The organism is Arhodomonas aquaeolei DSM 8974 (assembly GCF_000374645.1).
Classification (GTDB): domain Bacteria; phylum Pseudomonadota; class Gammaproteobacteria; order Nitrococcales; family Nitrococcaceae; genus Arhodomonas; species Arhodomonas aquaeolei.
Window position 1 is genome coordinate 24,340 of record NZ_KB894813.1, and the last position, 21,091, is coordinate 45,430.

At 70.5% G+C, this 21,091-nt stretch carries 20 protein-coding genes; 9 read left to right on the forward strand and 11 right to left on the reverse strand.

Features of this window, described 5'->3' with window-relative positions; translation table 11 throughout:
• From C516_RS0113405 to C516_RS0113415, 3 genes are read right to left on the reverse strand one after another with little or no spacing between them, the layout of a single operon-like run.
• The gene (locus C516_RS0113405; RefSeq protein WP_018718920.1) at nt 1-1,314 is read right to left on the reverse strand and encodes a 2-oxo acid dehydrogenase subunit E2; all 1,314 of its coding nucleotides are present in this window, start codon (nt 1,312-1,314) and stop codon (nt 1-3) included.
• Between the two features lie 9 nt (nt 1,315-1,323).
• On the reverse strand, nt 1,324-2,292 hold the full coding sequence (locus C516_RS0113410) for an alpha-ketoacid dehydrogenase subunit beta (RefSeq protein ID WP_018718921.1): 969 nt from the start codon (nt 2,290-2,292) through the stop codon (nt 1,324-1,326).
• Nucleotides 2,293-2,300: 8 nt separating this feature from the next.
• Nucleotides 2,301-3,485: a thiamine pyrophosphate-dependent dehydrogenase E1 component subunit alpha gene (locus C516_RS0113415; protein WP_051088243.1), complete on the reverse strand. Its 1,185-nt coding sequence runs from the start codon at nt 3,483-3,485 to the stop codon at nt 2,301-2,303.
• A gap of 419 nt (nt 3,486-3,904) precedes the next feature.
• On the opposite strand from C516_RS0113415, the gene C516_RS0113420 reads away from it, so the two are divergent.
• Nucleotides 3,905-4,984, forward strand: coding sequence for a hypothetical protein (locus C516_RS0113420; RefSeq protein ID WP_018718923.1), 1,080 nt, complete (start codon nt 3,905-3,907; stop codon nt 4,982-4,984).
• Between the two features lie 17 nt (nt 4,985-5,001).
• Here the strand turns inward: C516_RS0113420 and C516_RS19575 are convergent, their stop codons facing one another.
• Genes C516_RS19575 through C516_RS0113440 form a run of 4 tightly spaced genes read right to left on the reverse strand, consistent with a single transcriptional unit; the run spans nt 5,002 to nt 8,465 of the window.
• Nucleotides 5,002-5,925, reverse strand: coding sequence for an alpha/beta fold hydrolase (locus tag C516_RS19575; RefSeq protein WP_245558780.1), 924 nt, complete (start codon nt 5,923-5,925; stop codon nt 5,002-5,004).
• Nucleotides 5,900-6,640, reverse strand: coding sequence for an SDR family NAD(P)-dependent oxidoreductase (locus tag C516_RS0113430; protein ID WP_040409564.1), 741 nt, complete (start codon nt 6,638-6,640; stop codon nt 5,900-5,902). The genes C516_RS19575 and C516_RS0113430 overlap by 26 nt, the downstream gene beginning before the upstream one ends.
• 2 nt (nt 6,641-6,642) lie before the next feature.
• Nucleotides 6,643-7,473, reverse strand: coding sequence for a M90 family metallopeptidase (locus tag C516_RS0113435; RefSeq protein WP_018718926.1), 831 nt, complete (start codon nt 7,471-7,473; stop codon nt 6,643-6,645).
• A complete protein-coding gene (locus C516_RS0113440; RefSeq protein ID WP_018718927.1) occupies nt 7,470-8,465 on the reverse strand; it encodes a D-2-hydroxyacid dehydrogenase in 996 nt (331 codons plus the stop codon). The genes C516_RS0113435 and C516_RS0113440 overlap by 4 nt, the downstream gene beginning before the upstream one ends.
• Before the next feature lie 332 nt (nt 8,466-8,797).
• Between C516_RS0113440 and dusB the strand changes: the two genes are divergently transcribed.
• From dusB to C516_RS0113455, 3 genes are all read left to right on the forward strand, one after another.
• Nucleotides 8,798-9,778 carry a tRNA dihydrouridine synthase DusB gene (gene dusB, locus C516_RS0113445; RefSeq protein ID WP_018718928.1) on the forward strand — a complete coding sequence of 327 codons (981 nt, stop codon included), beginning with the start codon at nt 8,798-8,800 and terminating at the stop codon, nt 9,776-9,778.
• A 136-nt stretch (nt 9,779-9,914) separates the two neighbouring features.
• Nucleotides 9,915-11,165 (forward strand): M24 family metallopeptidase, encoded by a 1,251-nt coding sequence (locus C516_RS0113450; protein WP_018718929.1) that lies wholly within the window; start codon nt 9,915-9,917, stop codon nt 11,163-11,165.
• Nucleotides 11,149-12,129 (forward strand): threonine/serine dehydratase family protein, encoded by a 981-nt coding sequence (locus C516_RS0113455; RefSeq protein ID WP_018718930.1) that lies wholly within the window; start codon nt 11,149-11,151, stop codon nt 12,127-12,129. The genes C516_RS0113450 and C516_RS0113455 overlap by 17 nt, the downstream gene beginning before the upstream one ends.
• Nucleotides 12,130-12,170: 41 nt before the next feature.
• Here C516_RS0113455 and fabG read toward each other — a convergent pair whose 3' ends face one another.
• Nucleotides 12,171-12,917, reverse strand: a complete 747-nt coding sequence (fabG, locus tag C516_RS0113460) for a 3-oxoacyl-[acyl-carrier-protein] reductase (protein WP_018718931.1) — start codon at nt 12,915-12,917, stop codon at nt 12,171-12,173.
• Nucleotides 12,918-13,269: 352 nt separating this feature from the next.
• Between fabG and C516_RS0113465 the strand changes: the two genes are divergently transcribed.
• Complete coding sequence (locus C516_RS0113465) at nt 13,270-14,718, forward strand: DNA-3-methyladenine glycosylase 2 (protein ID WP_018718932.1); 1,449 nt, start codon at nt 13,270-13,272, stop codon at nt 14,716-14,718.
• 5 nt (nt 14,719-14,723) lie between these two features.
• Nucleotides 14,724-15,239 (forward strand): methylated-DNA--[protein]-cysteine S-methyltransferase, encoded by a 516-nt coding sequence (locus C516_RS0113470; RefSeq protein WP_018718933.1) that lies wholly within the window; start codon nt 14,724-14,726, stop codon nt 15,237-15,239.
• 15 nt (nt 15,240-15,254) lie between these two features.
• Here the strand turns inward: C516_RS0113470 and C516_RS0113475 are convergent, their stop codons facing one another.
• Entirely contained in the window at nt 15,255-15,923 is a 669-nt protein-coding gene (locus tag C516_RS0113475) for a rhomboid family intramembrane serine protease (protein ID WP_018718934.1), read from the reverse strand.
• Between the two features lie 71 nt (nt 15,924-15,994).
• Nucleotides 15,995-17,635, reverse strand: coding sequence for an acyl-CoA synthetase (locus tag C516_RS0113480; protein WP_018718935.1), 1,641 nt, complete (start codon nt 17,633-17,635; stop codon nt 15,995-15,997).
• A 195-nt stretch (nt 17,636-17,830) separates the two neighbouring features.
• Here C516_RS0113480 and C516_RS0113485 point away from each other — a divergent pair, with 195 nt between their 5' ends.
• Nucleotides 17,831-18,850 (forward strand): class I fructose-bisphosphate aldolase, encoded by a 1,020-nt coding sequence (locus C516_RS0113485; protein WP_018718936.1) that lies wholly within the window; start codon nt 17,831-17,833, stop codon nt 18,848-18,850.
• A gap of 49 nt (nt 18,851-18,899) precedes the next feature.
• Here C516_RS0113485 and C516_RS0113490 read toward each other — a convergent pair whose 3' ends face one another.
• Nucleotides 18,900-19,499 (reverse strand): GNAT family N-acetyltransferase, encoded by a 600-nt coding sequence (locus C516_RS0113490; RefSeq protein ID WP_018718937.1) that lies wholly within the window; start codon nt 19,497-19,499, stop codon nt 18,900-18,902.
• Nucleotides 19,500-19,660: 161 nt separating this feature from the next.
• Between C516_RS0113490 and C516_RS0113495 the strand changes: the two genes are divergently transcribed.
• Complete coding sequence (locus C516_RS0113495) at nt 19,661-20,338, forward strand: YiaD family glycine zipper/OmpA-like lipoprotein (protein WP_018718938.1); 678 nt, start codon at nt 19,661-19,663, stop codon at nt 20,336-20,338.
• A 275-nt stretch (nt 20,339-20,613) separates the two neighbouring features.
• Nucleotides 20,614-21,060, forward strand: coding sequence for a CBS domain-containing protein (locus tag C516_RS0113500; protein ID WP_018718939.1), 447 nt, complete (start codon nt 20,614-20,616; stop codon nt 21,058-21,060).
• Nucleotides 21,061-21,091 lie beyond the last annotated feature (31 nt).

The following is a 21,091-nucleotide window of genomic DNA, read 5'->3' on the forward strand; positions in this document are numbered from 1 at the left end:
TCAGCCCGCCTCTGCGAGCATCAGCGCCGGCTGTTCCAGCAGTCGTTTCCAGTGATTACTGAACCGCGCCATGGTCGCCCCGTCAATCACGCGATGATCGGCGGACCAGGAGATCGGCATGATCCGGCGGGCGACCACGCAGTCCTCCGCGTCGAAGCGCGGCAGCCGCTGGGTGGCCCCCAGGGCGACGATGGCGAGTTCCGGCTTGTTGATGATTGGGGTGGCCACCGTGCCGCCGATCGCCCCGATGTTGGAGATGGTGATGGTCCCGCCCTTCATGTCCTCGGCGGCCACACGTCCGGCCCGCGCCGCCTCGACCAGCTCGTTCAGGGCCTTGGCGGTGGCGAGCAGCGACAGCGACTCCACCCCCTTGATGTTCGGGACGACCAGCCCGTGGGCGGCATCTACGGCCACACCGATGTTGTGCCGGCGGTGGTAATGGATCTCCTCGTGCTCGTCGTCGAAGGTCGCGTTGAGCTGCGGAAAGGCGCGCAGGGTGAGGGACAGCGCCTTGACGAAGAACGGCATCAGGGTGATGCGCACCTCCTCGCGGTAGTGATCGCGGATCTCCGCATACACCTCGGTCAGGGCGGTGACGTCCACCTCGTCGGCGTAGGTGTAGTGCGGGATGGTCCGCGCCGACGCACTCATCTGCCGGGCCATCGCCGCACGCACGCCCTTGAGGGGCTCGCGGCGGATCACCTCGTCGCCGCCGCCCGTGGCGGCGCCCGACGATGCCGAAGCCGGAGCCGCCGCCTCCGCTCCCTTCGCCGGCGCCGTTCCGGCCTCGGCAAAGGCACGCACGTCCTCCTTGTAGACCCGCCCCTTCTTGCCCGAACCAGGCACGGCATGGACGTCCACCCCGAGCTCCCGGGCCAGGCGCCGCACTGCCGGGCTCGCCGGCACCCGTCCGGCGGGCCCGGCGGACCGCCCGTTGCCGTCCCCGGCCGCCGCCGGGGATACCGCCTCGCCACCGGAGGCCGGTTCCGCGGGCGGTGCCGGCGACCGGTCACTGTCCGTCGCCGGCGCCGTAGCGGCATTACCGCCGCCAGGCTCGGCGGCGTCACCGTCCTCGCCGGCGACCTCGATGGCGAACAGCGGCTCGTGCACCCGCGCGATCTCGCCCTTGGCGTAGTAGCGCTTCACCACCCGGCCGGTCTCCATGGCCGGGATCTGCACAAGGGCCTTGTCCGTCATCACGTCGCAGACGGGCTGGTCCTCCTCGACGTTATCGCCCTCCTCGACCAGCCATTCGGAGAGCTCGCACTCGACAATGCCTTCGCCGATATCCGGCAGGATGAAGTCCTTGATCATGGTGGTGCCCTAGAAGTTCACGGTCTGCTCGATCGCGGCGAGCGTCTTGAGGTGGTCCGGCATGTACTCCCGCTCGTGGGCCAGCGGGAACGGCGTGTCCAGGCCCGTGACCCGGCAGATCGGTGATTCCAGGTAGAGGAAGCAGCGCTCCTGGACCGTGGCGGAGAGCTCGGCGCCGAAGCCGGCGGTGCGCGGCGCCTCGTGGTTGATCACCAGCCGCCCGGTCTTGAGCACGGAGCGCGTCACGGTCTCCACGTCCCAGGGCAGCAGCGTGCGCAGGTCGATGACCTCACAGTCGATGCCCTTCTCCGCGGCCATCTCCGCGGCACGGGTCACCACCTCCACCTGCGCCCCCCAGGCGAGCACCGTGACGTCGCCGCCCTCGCGCAGCACCTCCGCGCGCCCGAGCTCGGCGGTGTAGTCCTCCTCCGGGACATCGCCCACCGCCGCGCGGTAGAGGCGCTTGGGCTCGAAGAACAGCACCGGGTCCGGATCACGGATGCTCGCCAGCAGCAGCCCCTTGGCGTTCTCCGGGGTGCTCGGCACCACCACCTTGAGGCCCGGCGTGTGGCAGAAGTAGGCCTCCGGGGACTGGGAATGGTAGTGCCCGCCGGAGATGCCGCCACCGTAGGGGCTGCGGATGGTGAGCCCGCCGACGTTGAACTCGTTGCCCGAGCGGTACCGGAACTTGGCCGTCTCGTTCACGATCTGGTCGAAGGCCGGGAAGATGTAGTCGGCAAACTGGATCTCCGCCACCGCCCGGAAGCCGGCGGCGGCGAGGCCGTTGGCGAAGCCGATGATGCCCTGCTCCACCAGCGGCGTGTTGAAGCAGCGCTCGTTGCCATAGCGGTCGCGCAGGTGACTGGTCGCGCGGAAGACGCCGCCGAACTGGCCGACGTCCTCGCCAAAGCAGATCACCCGCTCGTCCGCCGCCATGGCGGTGTCCAGGGCACTGTTGAGGGCCTGCAGAAGATTCATCCTTGCCATCACTCGATCCGCCCCGCCGTCTTCGGATAGGCGTCCGGGTTCGCCCGCACCTGCTCACGCAACGCCTCGTACTGCTCGGTGAGGTTCCAGGGCGGTGCGGCGTAGACATCCTCGATCAGGCGTGCAAGCGACGGCGCCGGCTTGGCCTCGGCGGTCTTCATCGCGGCAAGGATCTCGTCGCGGTACCCCTGGCGCAGGGCCTCGTCGCGCTCCGCGTCCCACCAGCCCTGCGCCTCCATGAACGCGCGGATGCGTGCGATCGGATCGAAGCGCTGCCAGGCCTCCTCCTCCTTGCGGCTGCGGTAGCCGGAGGGGTCGTCGGAGGTGGAGTGGGCACCGAGGCGGTAGGTCATCGCCTCGATGAGCACGGGCACGCCCTCGCTCACCGCCTGGCGCCGCGCCTCCTGCGTCGCGAGGTAGACGGCGAGGAAGTCGTTTCCGTCGACGCGGATGGAGCGCACCCCATAGCCGACGCCGCGGGCGGCGACGCCGTCGCCGGCGTACTGCTCGCTCACCGGGGTGGAGATCGCATAGCCGTTGTTGCGGCAGAAGAAGATCACCGGGCAGCGGATCACCGCCGCCATGTTCAGCGCGGCGTGGAAATCCCCCTCCGAGGCCGCGCCCTCACCGAAGTAGCAGATGCTGCAGCGCCCCTCGCCGGCGAGCTTCTGGCCGTAGGCGTAGCCCGCGGCCTGGGGGATCTGGGTCGCCAGCGGCGAGGAGACGGTCATGTACGACAGCGCGCGGCTGCCGTAGTGGACCGGCATCTGCCGGCCCTTGCCGAGGTCGTCCTCGGTGGCAAAGAGCTGGTCCATGAACTGCGCCGCGGTGAAGCCGCGGTAGCGCAGCGCGCCCTGCTCGCGGTACTGGGGCAGAATCATGTCGTCCGGTTCGAGCCCGGCCGCACTGCCCACCGTGGCGGCCTCCTCGCCGGTGGCGGTGAGGTAGAACGACAGCCGGCCCTGACGCTGTGCTGCGACCATGCGTTCGTCGAGCAGCCGCGTAAACACCGCGGCGTCGTGCATCGCGAGCACGATCTCCTTCGCCACACCCGAGGGGTCGGCGCCTTCGTAGGGCCTGCCATCCTCGCCGAGCATCCCGTAGATCGGGATGGTCAGCGCGGACTCGGTAATGAAATCCGGGGTATGGATGCGCGGGGCATCCACTGAAGACGGCGCATACATGGCGGACTTCTCCCCTCCTCCGTGATTGTGTTCTGTCCGCGGGCCGATGCCCGCGCCGCTTATCGGTCTCAATGCAGTCTAGCAGCAGCACACCCCGCCGACGCCATCACCGGTCCTGATCCGCACCGGATAGCGATAACGCGCCCGCGAAGGGGCCGCGGACACAGTCCCCCCGTGGCCCACCGGTCTACCCGTAACACGGCGGTGATGGCGGCGCACATGGGGCTCTTCTAGGCTTACCTCCGGGGCGACCGAACCGGTCCCCCGGGATCGCCCCTGCCAGGACCCCGGCAGCGGCCGCGACGCGGCGTACGGGGGTTCCCGGCGGCGATACCGGGGTCGCGGGCATCCAGGAACATAACGACGACCGTGCCCGGACCTTCAGCCCCCGCCACACCGCAACCGGGAGGAGACAATCCATGCGACGTCCACCCATTCGCCGGCACACCCTTCCCGCCGCCCTGGTTATCGCCGCCGCACTCGCGTGCCCGGCCGCCCTCGCCCAGGAGCAGTCGGGCGACAGCGGCGCCCCCGCGGACGCCCTGGCCAGCGCACAGACACGTATCACCGGCCTGGAGAACGATCTCTCAGACGCCCGCGACCGTGCGGACAACCTCGAATCACAGCTCGACGACGCCCGTGAACGCGTCGAGTCGCTCGAACAGCAGCTCACCGAGCGCACCGATGCCCGGGACCGCCTGCGTAACGAGCTCGATAAAGCGAAGGAACAGGTCGGTTCGCTGGAGGCGGAGACCGCCGAGCTGCGCAAACAGCTCACCGCAACGCAGGGCAAGCGGGACGCCTTCGAACAGCAGCTCGCCGAGCGCACCGATACCCGGGACCGCCTGCGCGGCGAGCTCGGCAAGGCAAAAGAGCGGATCGATTCGCTGGAGGCGGAGACCGCCGACCTGCGCGAACAGCTCACCGCGACCCGCAAGGAACAGGGTCGGCTGACCGAGGCGCTGCAGAAGGCACGTCAGCAGGGCGAGGAGACCGCCGCGACACTGGACGACGCCCGCGGGACCATCGACAACCAGAAAAGCACCATCGCCCAACTCCGCGAACGCGCCGGCACCCTGAAGGATAGCCTCGACCAGGCCCGCGCCACCGTGAAGTCGCGGGAGCAGACCATCGCCGGGCTGCGCGCGCAGCTCGCCCCCGCCAACGGCGGCACGGCGTCGCTGGACGAGGCCCGTGCGCAGGCATCCGAGGCCGCGGCGCATTTCCGCGACGTACATGCCGCCCATCGCCGGGACGAGGCCGATGACCAGGCCCTCACCGAAGCACGCCAGGCGCTGCGCGTTGCCCAGTCACTGGTCGCCCGGCTGGAGCACGAAGGGCTCTACGACGTGCGCGGCGGCGACACCCTGGGCCAGGTCGCCGCGAGGTTGTACGGCGAGGCCAACCGCTGGCCCACGCTCTACGAGGCCAACCGGCACGTCCTGGAGAACCCGGACACCCTGCGTGACGGCATGATCCTGGTGACGCCGGCCCCCTGAGCCGTGTCCCCCGGGGCTCAGCCCCGGGGCGTCGCCCCCGTCTCCGCGAGGAATCCGTGTATCGCATCGGCACACGCCGGTGCGCGTTCCTGGTGCAGGGCGTGCCCGGCGGCAGGGATTTCCGCGGTACGCAGGTCGGCGAAGCAGGCGAGTCGCGCCGACCAGTCATCGCCCCCGCGCAGACGGCGGACGACGGACGACTCGCCGCCCCAGAGCCAGAGCACGGGGGCCTCGATCGCCCGCCAGCACGCCATCGCCTCCTCGAGCCGGTAGAGCACCGGGTTCGGCCGGCGATGGGCCGGGTCGCCACGCAGGCGCACCGCCCCGTCCACCTCCCGGCCCCAGCAGCGCGCGAGATACGCCGCCACCGCCCCGGGCATGCGGGGGTTGCGCCCGGCCAGGTGGTCCGCCAGCGCCCCGTAGTCGGGGAAGGACCGCAGGCGCGGTGTCTGTGCGAGGCTGTCCAGCCACTCCCGGTAGCGCCCAGGCGCGGTCTCCGCGGCAGTGGCCGGGAGCCCGAAGCCCTCCAGCGAGACCACCGCGCGCACCCGCTCCGGGCGCACGCCGGCGTAGAGCCCGGCGACGTTGCCACCCATGCTGTGGCCGACCAGAACCACCGCTTCGCCCGCGGGCACCGCCCGGTCGATCAGGGCGTCCAGATCAGCGAGGTAGTCGGGGAACCAGTAGCGCCCCTCGGAGGCCCGGTCGCTGTCGCCGAATCCCCGCCAGTCCGGTGCCAGCCGCCGCCAGCCGTCACCGAGGGCCGCCGCCAGCGGACCGAAGCCGGCACCGGTATCCATCCAGCCGTGGAGCAGCAGCATCGTGGGCGCTGACGGCGCGCCGGACCACTCGTGGACGGTATAACCGACGCCGCCGAGCTCGTGCCGGCGGCTCGCGGCGGGCCACCAGTCCGGGTCAATCGATGCCGAAACGTGCTGCATGCTCGCGGATATCCCATTCCTCGGCACCGAAGGCCGCCGTCTCGGTACCGGTCAGCACTGCCTCGACAAAGGCGGCCACCCGCTCCGGCGGCTCCAGCTCACCGGCCTCCTTGAGGGCGCGGAAACGCGCCACGGCAGGGAAATCCGCCTCGTCCTGCTCGCGGATGAGTGCCTGCATGTCGGTATCCACCACCCCGGGCCGCAGGCTGCCCACGGCGATGTCCCGGTCCCGGAGCTCCTCACGGAGCACCGTGTAGAGCATGTACAGCGCGGCCTTGCTGGTGCAGTAGGCCCCCCACCCCGGGATCGCCCGGTGCGCCGCCCCGGAGGAGACGTGCAGCACGCGACCGCCCGGCAGGCGGGACAGCAGGGCCTGTGTCAGGAACAGCGGTGCCTCGACGTTCACCGCCTGGCTCGCCCGCCACGCGCCCACGCTCACCCCCGCCAGCGGCCCCACGGGCTCGAGGCGGCCGGCGTTGTGCACGAGATAGCGCACGGCGCGCTCGCCCACCGCGGTGGCGACCGAGTCACGCCCGGCGGCCTCGGCGATATCCGCCGCGACGACCTCGATGCCGTCGTGGCCTTCCGCGGTTTCCTCCAAGGCCAGCCGCCGGCGTCCGACGACCAGCACACGCCCGCCCGCGCCGGCGAGGCGCCGGGCCAGTGCCCGGCCGATCCCGCTGCCACCACCGGTAATCACCGATACCGTTTCCATGTTCACCTCGACTCCCCGTGTCTCGATCCGCTCCGGCCGCCATGATGGCCGGCCGGCCCGTGTCCGGCGTGCGCCTCCGCGGGCGTACGCCGGTAGAAGGCCGCGAGCTGTTCGTGGACCGCCGGGAAATGGGCCGCCACCACCTCCGGCATCTCCAGGAACGTCTCACTGAATACCGCGAAGCACTCCGCCGGGTCGGTCGCCGCGTAATCGTCGATGCCCGGGTCGCGGCCCGCCTCCACCGCGGCATTGATCGCCTCGAAGGCCTCGGTGAAGGCGCGGGTCCAGGCGCGGCGGTCCATGCCACGGTGCAGCGGCGGCATGCCGTTGGCCTCGCCGTTAAGCATGTCCAGCTTGTGCGCGAGCTCGTGGAGGACCACGTTCCAGCCATCCCGGCGGCCCCCGGCCTCCACGTCGGACCAGGACAGTATCACCGGACCGTTGTCCCAGGCCTCACCGGCCAGTGCCCGGGCCTCGTCATGCACCACGCCCGCCTCGTCCATCTCGCGGTGACGTGCCAGGAAGCCCGACGGATAGACGATCACGGACTGCCAGCCACGGTACCAGTCGATATCCAGGCCGAGCACCGGGACCGCTGCGAGGGCGGCAATGCGTACGGCCTGCTCCGGCACGAATTCACCGCCACCGGCGGCATAGAAGCGTTTGCGTGCGAGGAACAGTGTCGCCAGCTCGCGCAGGCGCACGCGCTCACCGGCATCCAGCCCGGCGAGCACCGAATCACTGTGTGTCGCCCGCCGCCAGAGCGCGTCGTCGACGGCGTAGCGGCGCAGCTGGCGACCGCGCCACCAGCCCCGCAGGACCCGCGCGATCACGGCTGGGGCTGCGCCACGACGCGCACGGGCCGGCCCGCCCGCCAGGCGGCCACGTTCTCCGCGGTCTGCTCGACGACGCGCTGGCGTGCTTCAAGGCTGCCCCAGGCGCAGTGCGGGGTGACGATGAGATTCGGCAACCCGGCGGCAATCAGGGGATGGTCCGGCGCCGGCGGTTCGCCGTCGAGCACGTCGACCGCCGCGCCGGCGATCCAGCCCTCGCGCACCGCGTGCAGCAGCGCCGCCTCGTCGACCACGCCACCGCGTGCGGTATTGATCAGGATGGCCCCCCGGCGCATGCGCCGCAAAACGCCCTCGTCCACCAGTCCGCGCGTCTGCTCCGTGAGCGGACAGTGCAGGCTGATCACGTCGCTGGTCTCAACGACCGTGTCGAACCCCACGCGTCCCGACCGCGGCGCCTGGCCGGCCCGCTCCGCCACCACGACCTCCATGCCGAGGGCGCCGCAGACACGCCCGACCTCCTCGGCAATGGCGCCGTAGCCCACGAGCCCGAGGCGCATGCCGTCCAGCTCGCGGATCGGGTGGTCGAGCAGGCAGAAGAACGGCGATCGGCTCCACACCCCGCCGCGCACGTCGTCGACATAGGCGGGGATACTGCGCGCGAGCATCAGCACCAGCCCGAGCACGTGCTGGGCCAGCGAGCGCGTACCGTAACCCTGGCAGTTGACCACGGTCACGCCGTGGCGGGCGGCCGCCTCGAGATCCACGTTGTTGGTGCCGGTGGCGACGATGCACACCAGCGCCACCGCGGGATGCGCCTCGAAAAAGGCAGCGTCCAGCACCACCTTGTTGACCACCACGCAGCCGGCATCGCCGACGCGTTCGGCCACGTGCTCCGGTGGCGTGGTGCCGTACCACGCCATGCCTGGCAGCTCACGCTCCAGGGCGGAAATGTCCAGGTCACCGCGGTCCAGCGAATCGGCGTCGAGGAAGACGGCGCCCTCGCCGGGGTTGACATCGGCATTTTTATGCACAGGTCCCCTCCGGAGGCTTCACGGGTGTGTCATCTGGGAAAAATTTCTTATGTGGAATATAGAAAAACAATTTAAAAACATGTTTTTAAACAAATTAATACAAGCGTGCCCGGTTTTTGATCAATCCAAAAGCGTCTCAGTGACGACGGGGATTTAGATCCCTTATCCGCGTTTCCTCCACAGGGTTATCCACAGCTTCTGTGGAGAACCCGGAAACCGTCCGGCGACGCCGGCCCCAGCGGTGGCACCGCCCCCGGACACCTGCCTTCGGGGTGGCGACCGGGCTACCCGCTCAGTATCATCGGTATCCCGCACCAGCGCTGTCCAGCCCCATGCAGATCGGCCCGCACATGCTCGCGAACAATCTCGCCCTGGCGCCCATGGCCGGCGTTACGGACCTGCCGTTCCGGCGGCTGTGCCGACAGATGGGCGCGGGCCTCACCGTCTCGGAGATGGTGGCCTCGGATCCGGCGCTGCGCGGCACGCGCAAGTCGCGCCTCAGGCGCGTCCACGACGGCGAGCCGGGACCGCGCGCGGTCCAGATCGCGGGCGCCGACCCGGCCATGCTCGCACGCGCGGCGGCCGACAACGTCGCCGACGGCGCCGAGATCATCGATATCAACATGGGCTGCCCGGCAAAGAAGGTCTGCAACCGCATGGCGGGCTCGGCGCTGCTCGCCGACGAGGCGCTGGTCCAGGAGATACTCCGGGCGGTGACCGCGGCGGTGGACGTACCCGTGACGCTCAAGATCCGCACCGGCGTCAGTCCCGAGCGGCGCAACGGCGTGCGCGTCGCCGAGATGGCCCAGGCAGCCGGCATCGCGGCACTGGCGGTACACGGACGCACCCGCCGGGAGGCCTACCGGGGCGAGGCCGAGTACGAGACCCTGCGCGCGATCTGTGCCGCCGTGGACATTCCGGTCCTGGCCAACGGCGACATCACCACCGCGGAGCGCGCCCGTGCGGTGCTCGATTACACCGGCGCCTCCGGGGTGATGATCGCCCGAGCCGCACAGGGGCGGCCCTGGATCTTCCGCGAGATCGAGCACTATCTGCGCACCGGCGAGCATCTGCCACCGCCGCCGGTCGACGAGGTCCGGGCCGTCATGCTCGGGCATCTGCATGCACTGCACGCGTTCTACGGCCCGCACCAGGGCGTACGCATCGCGCGCAAGCACATCGGCTGGTACCTCTCCGGGCGCCCCGGCGGCGAGGCGGCGCGCCGCGGGCTCGTGCGCCTGGACGACCCGCAGGAGCAGATCGGCGAAGTCGAACGGTTCTTCGACGGGCTGGCGCGCGCCGACGCCGCCTGAAATCGCTGCTCCCCCCCTTCCCGAAGGGTCCTGAAGCGCGCCATCATAGACCGCTTGAAGAATCGTCGGGATCGCCGCGGCGGGCGAACCGGACACCATCGCCGATCATGCAGCACATCAGCAGAGGAGACCTCCCATGCAGCAGGCGAGCGGTCGTTACTTCTCCGACGCCGAGTACGAGCGTCGGCGACGCCTGGTCCGCGAACGCATGTCCGAGCAGGGACACGACGCCCTGCTCATTGCCAGTCCGGAGAACATCAATTACCTCTCCGGTCTCGACCACATGGGCTACTTCGCCTGCCAGCTCCTGATCTTCCCCGCCAAGGGCCAGCCCATGCTGGTGACCCGGGCGATGGAACAGGCCGTGGTACGCGATCAGGTCCCGGACCTGATCCACATCGGCTATACCGACGGCTCCGCGCCGGCAGCGGACGACCCGCTCTCGCTCACCGGTGCGGCGGGCGAGATCACCCGTGAGCCGCGCCGGCGGCCGCCGCTGATGAGCTCCGCGGCGGTGCGCGAGACCGTGCGTGCGCTGAACGATGCCGGCCTCGCCAGCGGCCAGATCGCCGTCGACCAGACCAGCACCTTCCTGCCCTACGCCGTGCTCGACGGGATCATCGAGGGCACGCCGGAGGCGAACTGGGAGGACATCGGCAGCCTGATCGACGACGTGCGCCTGGTGCAGTCCGCCGACGAGCTCGCCCTGACCCGCGAGGCCGCGGCGATCTCCGACTCCATGATGCTCTCGGCCATCGCCACCGCCGGCACGGGCATGAACGCCCGCGAGGTGATGGCGGCGATCTACGACGCCATGTTCCGCCGCGGCGGCACCTATCCCGGCTTCGTGCCACTGGTGCGCACCACCGCCAACCTCGACCACGAGCACGGCACCTGGGAGGACCGCAACCTCGTCCATGGCGATCTGCTGTTCCTGGAGATGTCCGGCTGCGTGCGCCGCTACCACGCCCCCATGGGGCGGCTGGCGTTCATCGGCGAACAGCCCGCCGAGGCGCAGCGCATCAACGAGATCTGCCAGGAGGCGATGATGGCCGCCGCGGGCACCATTGCCCCCGGGGTCCCCGCCGGCGACGTCTACGAGGCCTGGCAGGGCGTGCTCGATCGCAACGGCCTGTCCCACTACCACCGCCACCACTGTGGCTACTCGGTGGGCATCGGCTACCCGCCAAGCTGGTCGGGCAGCGGCGTGCCCGTGGGCCTGCGCAGGAACTCCGACATGAAGCTGCGCGAGGGGATGGTCTTCCACCTGATGAGCTGGCTGCTCGGCTCCGGCCAGGGGGACGCGTTCCTCTCCGACACGATCACCGTCACTGGTACCGGCTGCGAATTCCTGACCACGGTGAACCGCGATGCCTGTGTCCGCTGACGCCCCGGAGCTCCCGGACCTCGAGGCGGTGCGCGCCGCGGCGGCGCGCATCCGCCCCGCCATCCCGCCGACCCCGGCGTTCCCGGCCCAGGACCTCTCGGCATCGCTCGGCACGGAGCTCTGGGTCAAGGCCGAGAGCCTCCAGCGCACCGGCTCGTTCAAGGTGCGCGGGGCCTACAACTGGACGGCGACCGCGACCGCGGAGGAGACGGGCAACGGGCTGATCACCGTGTCCGCTGGCAACCACGCCATGGCCCTGGCCTGGGCGGCGGAGCGCCAGGGGGTACCGGTCACGGTGGTGATGCCCGAGGGCTCCAGCACGATGAAGATCGAGACCACCCGCGCCTTTGGCGCGGAGGTCATCATCCACGGGGACATCAAGGCCGCGGTGGCCGAGTGCCACCGGCTGCGCGAGGAGCGCGGCCTGACCCTGGTGCACCCCTATGACAACCCGCGGATCATGGCCGGCCAGGGCACCGTGGGCCTGGAAATGCTGGAGCAGATCCCGCGGCTGGGGCGGGTGCTCTGCCCCATCGGCGGCGGCGGGCTCGTCTCCGGGCTCGGCATAGCCATCCGCAGCCAGCGCCCGGACATCGAGCTCATCGGTGTCGAGCCCGAGGGCGCGGCGACCATGCGCAACGCCTGGGACAGGGACAGCGCCGAGGCCGCACTGGACGGCGTCAGCACGATCGCCCCCAGCCTCGCACCGGTGGTGGTGGGCAAGTACACCTACGCGGCCAGCCGCCGCTGGGTGAACGACATCGTCACCGTCAGCGACGACGCCATCGCCCGGGCCACGCGGGCGCTGATGACCCAGGGACGGCTGTACGTGGAGACGGGGGCGGCCGTGGGACTGGCAGCGGTGCTCGACGGGGCGGTGCCCGCCGCGGCGGAGGGTGCCACCGCGCTGGTGATCACGGGCGGGAACATGGACACGGCCCAGGCCCGCGAGCTGCTGGCCTGAGCCCTGCCGGAGGGCGCCCGCGGGCGCCCTCCGGGACGGCATTACATGTAGACGCCGCCGTTGACGTTGATCTGCTGGCCGGTGATGTAGTCGCCGTCCGCGGCGAGAAAGACCACCGCACGCGCGATCTCGTTGGGCTCGCCGAAACGGCGCATGGGGATCTTGGCGAGGATCTTCTCGCGGATCTCCTCCGGCACCTTCTGCAGCATCTCGGTCTCGGTGAAGCCCGGCGCGATGGCGTTCACCGTGATGTTGTGCTTGGCGAATTCCTGCGCGGCGCTCTTGGTGAACGCGATGATGCCGCCCTTGCTCGCGGCGTAGTTCGTCTGCCCGAAGTTGCCGGCCTGGCCCACGAACGAGCTGATGTTCACGATCCGTCCGTAGTTGCGGTCCATCATGTGGGAGTAGGCGGCGCTGACCGTGTAGTAGACGCTGTTGAGGTTGGTGTTGATCACCTCCTCCCAGTCGTCGTCGGTGAGCTTCTTCAGGGTCTTGTCGCGGGTGATGCCGGCGTTGTTGACCAGGATATCGAGCTGTCCGAAGTGCTCGATGGTCTTCTGGACCAGGCCGCGGGCCTCGTGCTTGTCCGCCACGTTGCCCTGCAGCACCAGGCACTCGCTGCCCAGGGCCTCGACCTCGCTGGCAACGGCCTTCGCGCCGTCGGCACCACTGTTGTAGTTGATGGCGACACGGGCGCCGAGACGCGCCAGCTCCAGGGCGATCTCCTTGCCGATACCACGGGATCCCCCCGTTACCAGGGCGACTTGGTTATCGATGCGGCTAGCCATGCTGCTCACTCCTTATTCGGCCTGTGTTGTGCGGTCCACTCGGAAGACCGGTTTACCGGCCCATCCCGGCCGGCTGCCTGAGATCGATTGCGGATCCGTGCGGAACGCCCGGCGCCCCGCTTCGACCCGTGGGTCGACTATGCCAGAGTTCGCACCGCCGATGCAGCCTGCGCGACGGCGTCACGAAAGCTCCCGTGTCACCAGCGCGCCTGTAGGCGCGCCGGGCGGTCCGCAAACGCCCACGCATCCCGCCCGCTCCTGTCCGCCGCCCGGAAAAACCCGGAAGTCGGGCGTGGATCAGGCGTCCGAAAACGGCGAGACATCCCGCCGCGGGACGATCTAGACTCGCATCATGGAACTCGATCCCGATCACTGCTACCAGGCCGTACAGGCGCGTGACGCCCGCTTCGACGGGGCGTTTTTCGTCGGTGTGTCCACCACCGGCATCTACTGCCGTCCGGTCTGTACCGTACGGGTGCCGCGGCGCGAACACAGCCGCTTCTTCGCGGACGCGGCCGCCGCCGAGGCGGCGGGCTTCCGGCCCTGCCTGCGCTGCCGTCCCGAGCTTGCCCCGGGCGCCTCGCCGCTGGACTCGCCGCGCCGTACCGCCGACATCGCAGTCGCACGCATCGAGGCCGGGGCCCTGACCGACGGCGGCGTGGACGCCCTCGCTGCCGAGCTCGGCGTGAGCGCGCGGCAGCTGCGCCGCCTCGTCCAGCAGGCCTACGGCGTCACGCCGGTGGAGCTCGCACAGACGCGCCGGCTGCTGCTCGCCAAGCAGCTGCTCACGGACACGTCCATGCGCGTCGCCGACGTCGCCTTCGCCGCCGGCTTCAGCAGTGTCCGGCGCTTCAACCACCTCTTCCGCAGCCGCTACCGGCTGACACCGAGTGCCCTGCGGCGCCGCCGTCCGGCGGGCGAGCCGCAGGCCGTCACACTCAAGCTCGGCTACCGCCCGCCGCTGGCGTGGTCACCGCTGGTGACCTTCCTCGGCGGTCGCGGCGCCCCGGCGGTGGAGCAGACCGACGGGGTGCACTACTACCGGCGCACGGTGCGCATCGGCGAACACACGGGATGGATCGAGGCGGTCAACGACCCGCGCCGCCCGGTGGTCCGGATCTCGGTGGCGCCCTCGCTGCTGCCGGTGCTCACCCCGCTGCGCGCGCGCCTGCGCCACCTCTTCGACCTGGACGCCACGCCCGGCGTGATCGACGCCCACCTCAGCGGCGATCCGCGCCTCGCGGACGCCGTCGCCGCCGCCCCCGGCCTGCGCGTCCCGGGCGCGATCGACGGCTTCGAGATCGCGGTGCGCACGGTGATCGGCCAGCAGATCGCGGTACGGGCGGCGACCACGGTCTTCACCCGGCTCATCGAGCGCTTCGGCGCACCGACAGGGACGCCGTGGCCGGACCTGAACCGGCTCTTCCCCACGCCCCGGACCCTTGCCGAGGCGCCGCTGCAGTCGATCATCGACTGCGGCCTGCCGAGCCGGCGCGCCGGCACGATCCAGGCCCTTGCCCGGGCCGTGGCCGACGATGCCGTCTCCCTCGCCCCCACCGCCACCCTGGAGGCAACCACCGCGGCGCTCACCGCGATCCCCGGGATCGGTCCGTGGACCAGCCAGTACGTCGCCATGCGGGCGCTGGCGGACCCGGACGCCTTCCCCGAGAGCGACCTCGCCCTGCGCCGCGCGGTCGGCGCGGAGCGTCCCGCCGACGTCCGCGCCGGCACCCTGGCGTGGCGCCCGTGGCGCGCCTACGCCGCCATGCATCTCTGGCACCGAAGCGCCAGCGGAGGATAAGGACCATGACCCTGCGCTACACCCTGATGGACAGCCCCATCGGCGAGCTCCTGCTCGCTGGCGACGGATACGCGCTCACACGCCTGGACCTGCGCGATCCCGGCGATCCGCGCCCGGACCCGGCGGCGGGCTGGCAGCGTGACGACACCGCCTTCACCGAGGCCCGGGCCCAGCTCGACGCCTACTTCGCCGGCGACCGCGAGGGCTTCGACCTGGCGCTTGCCCCGGCGGGCACGGCGTTCCAGCGCCGGGTATGGGACGCGCTGCTCGCGATTCCCTACGGCGAAACGGCGAGCTACGGCGACGTCGCCCGGCGCCTGGGCACGCCGGGGGCGGCCCGTGCGGTGGGACTGGCGAACAACCGCAACCCCATCGCCGTGATCATCCCCTGCCACCGGGTGATCGGCGCGGACGGCAGCCTGACCGGCTACGGCGGCGGACTGGAGCGCAAGCGCTGGCTACTCGCCCACGAACGGCGCTTCCGCGCCGTGGTCGCCGACGCCCAGGCCGAGCTGCTGTGAGCCCGGGGCGTTGCCCTAGAGGTTGAGGCGGCGGCGCGGCTTGATCGGCAGCCGGCCCCGCCAGTAGAGGATCATGACGAATCCGAAGGCCATGCCGCCGAGATGCGCGAAGTGGGCCACGCCGGAGAAGGTGTTGGTCACCCCGGCGAAGAGCTCGAAGGCGCCGTAGAGGATGACGAAGTACTTCGCCTTCATCGGGATGGGCGGGAAGATGAGGATGACCTGCTGGTTGGGAAAGAACATGCCGAAGGCCAGCAGGATGCCGAACACCGCCCCCGAAGCGCCGACGGTGGGATAGATCATGCCGTTGCCGGCGGCCATGGTCGCGACCACGAGCTGGATCAGCCCGGCACCGACGAGGCAGACGAAGTAGTAGCTCGTGAACGCCCGCGTGCCCAGGGTCCGCTCGATGGGCGTGCCGAACATCCACAGCGCGAACATATTGACGAACAGGTGGAACAGCCCGCCGTGGAGGAAGCCGTACGTCACCAGCTGCCAGACCGCGAAGTCCGGCACGCGCATCAGCCCGGTGGCAGTGCGCGCGACGTCCGGCGTACCCAGGGGCCAGAGAGCGAGCTGATCCGCCGCCGTCATGCCGATGAGCTGCTCGGCGCCGAACACGAGCGCGTTCACGACCAGCAGCGCGAAGACCGCCGGAGGCAGACTGGTGTCACGTTGTAGCATCGGTACTCCAGGCAGCGGGACGTATATGGTGCGCGCATCATAGCGCCCCCGGCTGCACCGGTGCACGCGCCTCAGCCGCCGCCCTTGCGCCGCTGCTCGCGCTCGCGCAGCTCCCGGCGGATGATCTTGCCGGTGGTGGTCATGGGCAGCTCGGCAACGAACTCCACCTCCCGCGGATACTCGTGGGCGGCGAGGCGCTCGCGCACGAACTGCCGGATCGACTCCGCCAGCGCCTCGTCGCCGGTCACCCCCTCGGCGGGCACGACAAACGCCTTCACCACCTGGGTGCGCAGCGGGTCCGGGCTGCCCACCACCGCCACCATCGCCACAGAGGGATGGTGCATCAGGCAATCCTCCACCTCCCCTGGACCGATGCGGTAGCCCGCGGAGGTGATGACGTCGTCGTCCCGGCCGACGAAACGGAAGTAGCCGTCCTCGTCCACGCAGCCGGTGTCGCCGGTGACCAGCCACTCGCCGCGGAACTTCTCCGCGGTGGCCTCGGGCCGGTTCCAATAGCCGAGGAACATCACCGGGTCCGGGGCGTGCACGGCGATCGCCCCCACCTTCCCCGCGGGCAGCTCGTTGCCCGCCTCGTCGATCACCGCCACCCGGTGGCCCGGCACGGCGCGCCCCATGGACCCCGGGCGCAACGGCATCAGCCCCGCCCGGTTGGCGACGATGAGGTTGCACTCGGTCTGGCCGTAGAACTCGTTGATCGTCACCCCCAGGGTCTCCCGGCCCCAGTCCAGCAGCTCCGAACCGAGGCTCTCGCCACCGCTGCCCACCGAGCGCAGGTGCCGGCCGAAACGCTCGGCGGCGTCGGGGACCTGGCGCATGAGCTTGAGCGCGGTGGGCGGCAGGAAGGCATTGCGCACCCCATGGCGGGCGATCAGGGCGAAGGCCGCCTCCGGGTCGAAACGCCGCGCCCGGTGGGCGACCACCGGTACCCCGTGGTGCAGCGAGGGCAGCAGCACGTCCAGCAAGCCGCCGATCCAGGCCCAGTCCGCCGGCGTCCAGAAACAGTCCCCGGGCTGGGGGAAGCCCTCGTGGGGCTGCTCCACCCCCGGCAGATGGCCGAGCAGCACCCGGTGGGCGTGAAGCGCCCCCTTGGGCTGGCCGGTGGTGCCCGAGGTGTAGATGATCACCGCCGGATCCTCGGCCCGGGTGGTCACCGGAGTGAACGCCGCCGACGCCCCGTCGAGCAGCGTCCGCCAGGCGTGCATCCCCGCCGGCGCGTCGCCGCCGACCACGATCACCGTCTCCAGTGCCGGCAGCCGTTCGCGCAGCGCCGCCACCGTCTCGGCACAGGCGGCGTCCGTCACCAGCACCCGCGCCCCGCAGTCGCCGAGGCGGTAGGCCAGCGCGTCGGGGCCGAACAGGGTGAACAGCGGGACCGCGATACCGCCGAGACGGTAGACGGCGGTGTGGGCGACCACCGTCTCCGGGCGCTGGGAGAGCAGCAGGCCGACCCGGTCACCGCGCTCCAGGCCGAGCCCGGCGAGGGCATTGGCAAGCCGGTTGGAATCCGCACGCAGGCGCTCGAAGCTCCAGTGCTCGGCGCCGCCGTCGCCGAGGTCGTGGATGATGGCCGTGTTCCCGGGGGCAGCGTCGGCGTGGCGGTCGAGCACATCGACACCGATGTTGTATTCCGCCGGTATCCGCCAACGGAATGCCCGGCACTGCGCCTCGTAGCTGGACGCGCTCGCGAGCATCGCTCTCTCCTCCTGTGATGACGGTGGCCGCCCGGGCCCGCGTTGATTAGGATATACGGCCCGTGCGCGCGGGCGACCGGTTTTCCGGTGCGCCCGGTACCCGTCGTACCATAAGCGAGCGCGAAAGACCTTTAAACACTGCCGCGGGCGCCCGCCGCGCCCGCGCCCGTCCAGACCCCGGAGGTTGGAGTCCCCATGACCGACTACACCGAGCTCGCTGAGACCATCGAGCGCATGGCCGCACCCGGCAAGGGCATCCTTGCCGCGGACGAGAGCTTCGGCACCATCGCCAAGCGCTTCAAGGCCATCGACGTGGAATCCACCGAGGAGAACCGGCGCACCTACCGCTCCCTGCTGGTGTCCACCCCGGGGGTGGAGGACTACATCGGGGGAGTGATCTTCTTCGAGGAGACCCTCGGCCAGCGCGCCGACGACGGCCGCACCCTGCCGGAGGTCTGCGAGGCCTCGGGGATCGTCCCCGGGATCAAGGTCGACAAGGGCACCATCGATCTGGTCAACGCCCCCGGCGACAAGATCACCCAGGGCCTGGACGGCCTGCCCGAGCGCCTCGCCGGCTTCCGTGAACAGGGCGCGCGCTTCACCAAGTGGCGCAACACCTACACCATCGGCGGACATAACCCGACACCGCTGGCGGTATCGGCCAACGCCGAGGTCATGGCCCGCTACGCCGCACTCGTGCAGGCCGCCGGCATGGTGCCGATCGTGGAGCCGGAGGTCCTCATGGACGGCGATCACGGCGTGGAGCGCTGCGCGGCGATCACCGAGTGGGTGCACCGCAGCGTCTTCGACGCGCTCTACCGCTACGGCGTGAGCCTCGAGCACATGGTGCTCAAGCCCAACATGATCCTGCCTGGCAAGGAGCGCGAGCGCCTGGCGCCCGAGGCCGTGGCCGAGCATACCCTGCAGGTGCTGAAACGGACGGTGCCGGCGGCGGTGCCGGCGATCGCCTTCCTCTCCGGCGGCCAGACCCCGGCAGAGGCGACCGCCAACCTCAACGCCATCAACGCCGCCGGGGGTGCCAGCCCCTGGTCACTGACGTTCTCCTACGGCCGGGCCCTTCAGGAGCCCGCACAGCAGGCCTGGCGCGGCCACAGCGACCGCATCGAGGCCGCCCAGCAGGCCTTCTACCAGCGCGCCCGGCTCAACGGCGAGGCCCGCCGCGGCAGCTATTCGGCAGACATGGAAGCGGCATAAGCCGGTGGCCGGCGCGCCGGGGAGTATCCCGGCGCGCCGGCCACCGCCGTCAGCGTGATCCTGCTTCCCGCATACCGGCGCTCACCGCCTCGTTCCACGCGGTCCAGAACCAGGCCCCGCCCTCTTCCAGCGCCTCGTCCCAGAACGATACCGGCGTGGGTGCGATCAGCTCCATACGCCCCTCCACCTCGTCCTCGCAGCTGCACAGCGTCATACCGAACTTGCGCGCGATCTGGCGCATAGGCCGGTTGTGGCGCAGCGTCGTGAGATAGACACGCCGGATCCGGCGGTTGCGCGCGAAGGTGATCAGGCGCTGAAACAGCTGCGTGCCGATGCCCCGACCCTGCACCGGTGCCTCGACACTGAACGCCAGCTCGGCCTGCCGGGGCCAGTCCCGGGCGAGGATCTGGCACTCGCCGGCGGCGCGCAGATCGCCGCCGACGAAGGCGCCGAAGACGGTGCGCTGCAGCCAGTCGCTGCGGTTGGCGTATTCGATGAGAAAGGCGTCGTTGACACGGCCGCCGAAGCGCAGATAGCGGTCGGTCTCCGAGAGGCGCTCCAGGTGCGCGGCCAGCGCACCGCGCTCCTGCCAGAGCAGTCGCCGAATGACGACGGGCTGGCCGTCGATGGTGCTCGATTCGTCGTTCACGTTGCATACCCGCTGTGTTGGTGCGGACGATGCGCACGCAAGGGGCCGGCCGCGCTTGTGGCGTGGCGGCGCTTTTGCTGCATCGCAAAAAACAGTATACCAGAGGTCCGGAGCGGGCGACGCCCGCCACGCCTCGACAACCAGAACGGGAGAACCTACCCATGCGTTCCGTTTCCATGAGAGCCGGTGCCTTCGCACTGCTGACCGCCACCCTGCTCGCCGGCTGCCAGACCACCGACCCCTACACCGGCGAGCCGCAGACCAGCAAGACCACCACCGGCGCCGCGGTGGGCGCCGTCGCCGGCGCCGTGGTGGGACTGGCCACCGGGGATGACGCCACCGAGCGCCGGCAGCACGCGCTCATCGGCGCCGGTATCGGTGGCCTCTCCGGCGCGGCGATCGGCAACTACATGGACCGCCAGGAGGCGGAGCTGCGCCAGCGCCTGCGCAATTCCGGCGTGAGCGTCACCCGCAAAGGGGACCGCATCATCCTCAACATGCCGGGCAACGTCACCTTCGCCACGGACAGTGCCGATCTGCGCTCGCAGTTCTTCGATGTCCTCGACTCCGTCTCGCTCGTGCTCAAGGAATACGAGAAGACCGTGATCAACGTCGCCGGCCATACCGACAGCACCGGTCCGGCGGACTACAACCAGCGCCTCTCGGAGCGGCGGGCACAGACCGTGGCGGACTACCTCCGTAACCGTGGCATCAACAGTCAGCGGATCATCGCCCGCGGCTACGGTGAGGACTACCCGATCGCCAGCAACGACACCGAGCAGGGCCGCCAGCAGAACCGCCGCGTGACCCTGGAGCTGACGCCGCTGCGCGCGCAGTAGGCGTACCGCCGGACGGGAACGTCCGGTTTTTTGCGCGATCCCGGGCAAAACGCCGTGTGATGCGGTATGTTGTCGGGCCAGGGAGACACCGGCCTGCCTGCCCGGCCCATGACACGGGCGCACGGCGACGGTGCGCGGCCGCGCACGACCCTTACGCCCGCGGATGCGGACGACACGGCGCGTACCCGCGCCCGGGCCGGGATCGCCCACCGGCGCACAGGCAGGGCACCGGCACGGCCGGTGCAGCGGCACACGGCTAGCAGGAGGTGGCCAGCATGTATCCGTTCCTCGATTACAAGGTGCATCACGTCATGGTGCGGGATGTGATCACCATTGCCCCGGACCAGCCGCTGTCCGCACTGGATGCCCTGTTCGCGCAGTACGACTTCAACAGCATTCCCGTGGTCGACGACGGTGGCACGCTCTGCGGCGTGATCACCAAGCTCGACCTGCTCGCCGCCTTCCGTTTCGACACCGCGCACATGATGCCGCCCTACGAGGAGATCATGTGCCGTCCGGTGGCGGACGGCATGACCCGGGACCCGCTGTGGGTCCCACCGGAGCTGCCCCTGACACGGGTGCTCCAGCGCATGGTGGAAATGCGCAACAAGGCCTTCCCGGTCCTCGACGAGGAGCGGCTGGCCGGCATCATCGCGCGCGAGGACATCCTCGCCGCGCTCCACCGCGCCGCGCGCGGCGAGACGCCGGCCGGCACGAACTGATCCACGCCGGGCGCGTCGAGGGGGACGCGCG

What these genes read in the sequence shown, in the direction of transcription:
- dusB (WP_018718928.1), top strand. Translation starts at nt 8,798, where the DNA reads ATGCAGATCGGCCCGCACATGCTCGCGAACAATCTCGCCCTGGCGCCC.
- fabG (WP_018718931.1), bottom strand. Translation starts at nt 12,917, where the DNA reads ATGGCTAGCCGCATCGATAACCAAGTCGCCCTGGTAACGGGGGGATCC.
- C516_RS0113420 (WP_018718923.1), top strand. Translation starts at nt 3,905, where the DNA reads ATGCGACGTCCACCCATTCGCCGGCACACCCTTCCCGCCGCCCTGGTT.
- C516_RS0113500 (WP_018718939.1), top strand. Translation starts at nt 20,614, where the DNA reads ATGTATCCGTTCCTCGATTACAAGGTGCATCACGTCATGGTGCGGGAT.
- C516_RS0113450 (WP_018718929.1), top strand. Translation starts at nt 9,915, where the DNA reads ATGCAGCAGGCGAGCGGTCGTTACTTCTCCGACGCCGAGTACGAGCGT.
- C516_RS0113405 (WP_018718920.1), bottom strand. Translation starts at nt 1,314, where the DNA reads ATGATCAAGGACTTCATCCTGCCGGATATCGGCGAAGGCATTGTCGAG.
- C516_RS0113495 (WP_018718938.1), top strand. Translation starts at nt 19,661, where the DNA reads ATGCGTTCCGTTTCCATGAGAGCCGGTGCCTTCGCACTGCTGACCGCC.
- C516_RS0113465 (WP_018718932.1), top strand. Translation starts at nt 13,270, where the DNA reads ATGGAACTCGATCCCGATCACTGCTACCAGGCCGTACAGGCGCGTGAC.
- C516_RS0113475 (WP_018718934.1), bottom strand. Translation starts at nt 15,923, where the DNA reads ATGCTACAACGTGACACCAGTCTGCCTCCGGCGGTCTTCGCGCTGCTG.
- C516_RS0113480 (WP_018718935.1), bottom strand. Translation starts at nt 17,635, where the DNA reads ATGCTCGCGAGCGCGTCCAGCTACGAGGCGCAGTGCCGGGCATTCCGT.
- C516_RS0113485 (WP_018718936.1), top strand. Translation starts at nt 17,831, where the DNA reads ATGACCGACTACACCGAGCTCGCTGAGACCATCGAGCGCATGGCCGCA.
- C516_RS0113415 (WP_051088243.1), bottom strand. Translation starts at nt 3,485, where the DNA reads ATGTATGCGCCGTCTTCAGTGGATGCCCCGCGCATCCATACCCCGGAT.
- C516_RS19575 (WP_245558780.1), bottom strand. Translation starts at nt 5,925, where the DNA reads ATGCAGCACGTTTCGGCATCGATTGACCCGGACTGGTGGCCCGCCGCG.
- C516_RS0113410 (WP_018718921.1), bottom strand. Translation starts at nt 2,292, where the DNA reads ATGAATCTTCTGCAGGCCCTCAACAGTGCCCTGGACACCGCCATGGCG.
- C516_RS0113455 (WP_018718930.1), top strand. Translation starts at nt 11,149, where the DNA reads ATGCCTGTGTCCGCTGACGCCCCGGAGCTCCCGGACCTCGAGGCGGTG.
- C516_RS0113430 (WP_040409564.1), bottom strand. Translation starts at nt 6,640, where the DNA reads ATGGAAACGGTATCGGTGATTACCGGTGGTGGCAGCGGGATCGGCCGG.
- C516_RS0113470 (WP_018718933.1), top strand. Translation starts at nt 14,724, where the DNA reads ATGACCCTGCGCTACACCCTGATGGACAGCCCCATCGGCGAGCTCCTG.